The organism is Bradyrhizobium sp. P2_E8 (assembly GCF_056403875.1).
Genome location: NZ_JBFUES010000587.1, coordinates 1 through 4,777, shown reverse-complemented (window position 1 = coordinate 4,777; position 4,777 = coordinate 1). Strand labels below are relative to the sequence as shown.

At 62.8% G+C, this 4,777-nt stretch carries 7 protein-coding genes; 5 read left to right on the top strand and 2 right to left on the bottom strand.

What is annotated here, in order from left to right:
• The first annotated feature begins 278 nt into the window (after positions 1–278).
• Positions 279–554: a GNAT family N-acetyltransferase gene (locus AC1D00_RS27190; RefSeq protein WP_135175283.1), complete on the top strand. Its 276-nt coding sequence runs from the start codon at positions 279–281 to the stop codon at positions 552–554.
• Between the two features lie 52 nt (positions 555–606).
• Here AC1D00_RS27190 and AC1D00_RS27185 read toward each other — a convergent pair whose 3' ends face one another.
• Positions 607–1,005, bottom strand: a complete 399-nt coding sequence (locus AC1D00_RS27185) for a DUF3597 domain-containing protein (RefSeq protein ID WP_027546617.1) — start codon at positions 1,003–1,005, stop codon at positions 607–609.
• 335 nt (positions 1,006–1,340) lie between these two features.
• Here AC1D00_RS27185 and AC1D00_RS27180 point away from each other — a divergent pair, with 335 nt between their 5' ends.
• Both AC1D00_RS27180 and AC1D00_RS27175 read left to right on the top strand, forming a co-directional pair.
• Positions 1,341–2,249, top strand: coding sequence for a DUF2189 domain-containing protein (locus AC1D00_RS27180; RefSeq protein ID WP_477012780.1), 909 nt, complete (start codon positions 1,341–1,343; stop codon positions 2,247–2,249).
• Between the two features lie 130 nt (positions 2,250–2,379).
• Entirely contained in the window at positions 2,380–3,204 is an 825-nt protein-coding gene (locus AC1D00_RS27175; protein ID WP_135175280.1) for a lytic murein transglycosylase, read from the top strand.
• Positions 3,205–3,263: 59 nt separating this feature from the next.
• Here the strand turns inward: AC1D00_RS27175 and AC1D00_RS27170 are convergent, their stop codons facing one another.
• Positions 3,264–3,590, bottom strand: a complete 327-nt coding sequence (locus tag AC1D00_RS27170) for a hypothetical protein (RefSeq protein ID WP_404556560.1) — start codon at positions 3,588–3,590, stop codon at positions 3,264–3,266.
• 655 nt (positions 3,591–4,245) lie between these two features.
• On the opposite strand from AC1D00_RS27170, the gene AC1D00_RS27165 reads away from it, so the two are divergent.
• Both AC1D00_RS27165 and AC1D00_RS27160 read left to right on the top strand, forming a co-directional pair.
• Positions 4,246–4,398 carry a DUF1127 domain-containing protein gene (locus AC1D00_RS27165; RefSeq protein WP_007590701.1) on the top strand — a complete coding sequence of 51 codons (153 nt, stop codon included), beginning with the start codon at positions 4,246–4,248 and terminating at the stop codon, positions 4,396–4,398.
• Positions 4,399–4,524: 126 nt separating this feature from the next.
• Positions 4,525–4,777, top strand: a 253-nt coding sequence (locus AC1D00_RS27160; protein ID WP_477012779.1) for an FAD-dependent oxidoreductase, incomplete at its 3' end; no start/stop codon positions are given.

The following is a 4,777-nucleotide window of genomic DNA, read 5'->3' as shown; positions in this document are numbered from 1 at the left end:
GTATTCAAGAAACCAAAGTCCGACATCGTAACCTCCTACAAGAGAGGCATACGTCTGCGGCTGGCTATCACGACACTCCGAATGTCTGGCGACCGTGCCGGCCGCATTCGGGCGTATGTCCTTCTCAAGGACGTGGGAACCGCCGCGGAACTTGCAAGAGTAGGGTCAGGAAATATTAGGGTCCGGCAACTCCCTTGAACCTCCCCTTGGCCGCGCTTGCCAAGTGCCGGGTCGGGCTCCTAGATCGGCAAGCAATACGCACTTCGGAAGGAGCTTGCATGGCGGCATCGGTACGCGACAACAAGGACAGGAGCCGCTTCGAGCTCGATATCGGCAGCGAGGTCGCCTTCGCCAGCTACCGGCTGACCCCGTCGGCGGTGATCATCACCCATACCGAGACGCCACGCGCGCTGCGCGGCCGCGGCATCGCTTCCGAGCTGGTCAAGGGCGCGCTGGACCTGATCCGCCGCGACGGCAGGAAGGTGATCGCCGGCTGCGGCTTCGTCGTCGACTATCTCGACAAGCATCCGGAGGATGCGGACCTCGTTGCCTGAACGCAAAAGGGCCCGCGATCCCGCGGGCCCTTGGTTGCGTCCGAACGATCGATCAGTGCTTGATCTCCGGCGGCAGCTTGCCGCCATTGGCGGCGAGCTTGGACATCACCTGCTTGTGCAGCCAGACGTTCATGCTCGCGGAGTCGTTCATGTCACCGGTGTAGCCGAGCTCCTTGGCGAGATCCTTGCGCGCGGCAAGGCTCGAATCGATGTCGAGCGCCTTCATGAGGTCGACGATCGAAGTGCGCCACTCGAGCTTCTCCTTCTGGGCTGCCACTAGCTTGTCGACRATGGCTGCGACGTCCACCGTTGCCATCGGCGCTGCGGCCGGTGCCGATCCGGCCGGCGCGGCGCTTGCGGGCGCGCTGCCCGACGGTGCGCTGCCTGCGGGTGCGGCGGAAGCCGGATGGCTACCGAAGATCGCGCCCATAATTTTCCCGAAAATGCTCATGTCTGCTCCCCGAAAAGGATCCCGTTGGAAGGCCTTGAGTGGCACTTATAGACGAAGTTTTTGCGTTGCGCCCGCGGAGTTCTGCGAACCGACAACCAGCATCAGCTTATCTGCGGCGAAATGACGACCGAATGACACCGTCGAAGTTGCGGTGCGGCATCGAATCTCACCCAGGCGTGAGGGACAGGACTCGGAATTGGGAGTACGCTTCCCGCTCAGTTCGCGATGCCGTCCGGAATTCGCGTCTGGTCGGGATCGCGATCATCCAAGAATAGCGGCCGCTTGCGCCGTTTGCCGGCGCCGGATTCGGCTGCATGGCAAGGGAGCTAGCGACCATGGCCACACTCTACCAGGGCAATGTCCCTACAATGGCCCCGCCCGCTAACGCGGCGGGACCAACCATCCGGACCATCCAACTGTCCGACCTGCATGACGCGCTGAGGCGCGGCTGGGAGGATTTCAAGGCAGTTCCGAGCCACGCCATCGTCCTGTGCGTGATCTACCCGGTGCTGGGCCTCGTGCTCGCCCGCGTGGTGATGGGCTATTCAGTGCTGCCGCTGCTGTTTCCACTCGCCGCTGRCTTCGCCTTGATCGGGCCCTTCGCGGCCTTGGGTCTCTATGAGCTCTCGAGCCGGCGCGAACGCTGTGAAGAGGCCAGCGCCTGGGATGCCATGGAGGTGCTGCGCTCGCCTTCGTTCGGTGCCATGCTCGGTCTCGGCACATTGCTGCTCGCCCTGTTCGTGACCTGGGTTGCAACCGCACAGGCGATCTATGTCGCAGCCTTCGGCTATGAGGGCGTGACCGGGATCTCGGATTTCATCACGCGCGTGCTAACCACCCGGCAGGGCTGGTGGCTGATCGTGGTCGGCTGCGGCACCGGATTCCTGTTCGCGCTCGCCGCGCTCTGCATCAGCGCCGTGTCGTTCCCCCTGATGCTCGACCGCCATGCCGGTGCGTTCGAGGCGATGGTCACCTCGCTGCGCGTTGTCGCCAGGAACCCGGTGCCGATGGCGGCCTGGGGCCTGATCGTGGCGGTGCTACTGGCGCTCGGCACGATCCCGGCGTTCGTCGGCCTCGCCGTGGTGATCCCCCTGCTCGGGCATTCCACCTGGCATCTGTACCGCAAGGTGATCGCATCCGATCCCGGTGCGCGGCCTGTGCCGCCTCCGCCGCATCGTCCGCGCAAGTCCGCCGCCGACTTCCCCGCCAACCTCTTCCCGTGGCGGAATCGGACGGACGCTTAACGATCGCGTGACATCCGATCCTGCCCGGCTCCGGGCAGGATCGGGCTCGTCATGCGCCTTGCTTTGGCCGCGGTTCCGACCGAGATTGCGCCCCGCCGGTCAGATCACTTCACGGAATCCATTTCATCTGATGACCCCGACGATTTCTCGTCTTGCTCTCGCAGCCTTAGCCCTCTCCGCGTCAATCCTATCCGCCGAACCTGCGCTCGCCGCCGTTGCCTGCGGTTCGGGCAATTTCGACGCATGGCTTGCGGACTTCAAAACCGACGCCGCGGCGAAAGGCATCTCGCAGCAGGCCATTGCCGCCGGTCTCGCCGGCGTGACGCTCGATCAGAGCGTGCTCAACCGCGACCGCTCGCAGAAGGTCTTCACCCAGACCTTCGAGGAGTTTTCCGGCCGCATGGTGCCGCCGCGCATGACGCGCGGCTCCAACATGATGAAGCAATACGGCTCGGTGCTGTCCCGCATCGAACAGACCTATGGCGTCCCAGGCGAGGTGCTGGTCGCGATCTGGGGTCTCGAGACCGATTTCGGCGTCAACACCGGCAAGTTCGCAACCATCCGTTCATTGGCGACGCTGGCCTATGACTGTCGGCGCGCCGAGCAGTTTCGCGGCGAACTGTTGGACGCGCTGCGCATCGTCCAGCGCGGCGATCTCGCACCCGCCGACATGAAGGGCGCCTGGGCGGGCGAGCTCGGCCAGACCCAGTTCATGCCCTCGTCCTGGATGAAATACGCCGTCGATTTCGACGGCAATGGCAAGCGCGATCTCCTGCACAACGCGCCCGACGTGCTCGCCTCCACCGCCAATTATCTCGCCGGCTATGGCTGGCAGCGCGGCAAGGATTGGCAGCCGGGCAGCCCGAATTTCGCGGTGCTGCAGCAGTGGAACAAGAGCGAGGTCTATTCCAAGACCGTCGCCTATTTCGCCACCCAGCTCGCGCGCGCCCCTTAAGATCCCGCGCACAAAAGCGTAGGGCCGATCGCCCGGCGACCGGCCCTCTCTTGAAGCGTTTACTTACCCATGGTGGCGTGCATCGCCTTGTTCAGATGCGCGCCGCACGCACCCATTTTGCCGTTGAGCAGCGAGTCCTGCGCAGCCGCGATCTCCTTCTGCGCCACGAACTTGCCGTCGCCGTCGGGCATGTTCTCGATCGCGGTCTCCGTCTTTTCCAGATTGGCCGAGCTGCAGCCGCCCATGGCGTGCTTGGCGGCCTGGGCCGGTGCGACGGCGAACGCGACGGCGGCAATGGCGATAACCCCGAGTAACTTCGTCATGATGTTACTTTCCTTCTCTTGTTCTTGGGACAGCCCCAGCGAGATTGCCGGAATCTGCGCCACGACTTTGCTGCCGACGCGGCAACTTGCCGCAATAAATTCCCCGCGAGAATTGCGTGATGTTGCGCGCCGCGCAGAGCCGCATGCGAAACTTCTGATTTTCATTACAACCTTGTAATCAAGTACTCACACCCTGGGCGTGTGTGCACCGCACCAACGACGACCGCGCCCGACTCCCGGCGATCGGCCCGCGATATCTGGCTTCGCCGCAAGCAACTTCAGTGGCCCTTCCTAAGCGAGCCGAGCGAATCTCCTCACGCCGACGAGCTCCCTCAGGCCGGCGGAACCCGTTCCATATTATGAATTTATATTCATTTCCAAATTTCCTGATTCATGCGATTTGCGCATGCGAGACTTGGGCTTACAAGCTGCCGCGTCGTCTTGCAGGTCGCGAGAATGCACCTTATTTCCATCACCATCGGAACCGCAGATTCTTTCATAAATCCGTGATTTCACGGGCTTTTATTGTGATCTGCAACATCTAACGCCCAGCTGTTGGGCGGGACTGCCAAGAGGTTAATCGCCCCTTACCGATGCTATGCGTTCTTCGCTTAGCTGCATCGCAACATCGGAACTTTCGCACTGCACCACTCTCACCTATATTCATTTCAACGATGAGGCCCGGGCAAGGGCTGAATCGAACTACAGGAGACTACCAATGCTGCTCTCGCTCATCCGCATGATCCAGGCTTTCCGGGACTATCAGCGCAATGTTGCCGAGCTGTCCCAGCTCAGCGATCGCGAACTGGCCGACATCGGCCTCGATCGCTCGGACATCCCGCGCGTTGCCGCCGGTCAGTATCAGGGCTGATATCGTTCAGCCCTTTACCGGACGAACCGATAGCGCCCGCCTCGTGCGGGCGTTGTCGTTCCTGAAGGCAGAAAACTCGATCTCGGCGATTCCACTGACCGCCGAAAAGCGCTACCTGTCCGCCCCATGACAGGACCCCATTCCAACATTGTGCACGTGATCGGCGCGGGCCTTGCCGGCTCGGAAGCCGCCTGGCAGGTCGCCAAATCCGGCGTGCCCGTGGTGCTGCACGAGATGCGGCCCGACCGCATGACCGAGGCGCACCGCACCGACGGGCTCGCCGAACTCGTCTGCTCCAATTCGTTCCGCTCGGACGACGCCGCCAACAATGCCGTCGGCCTGCTGCATGCGGAGATGCGCCGCCTCGGCTCGCTGATCA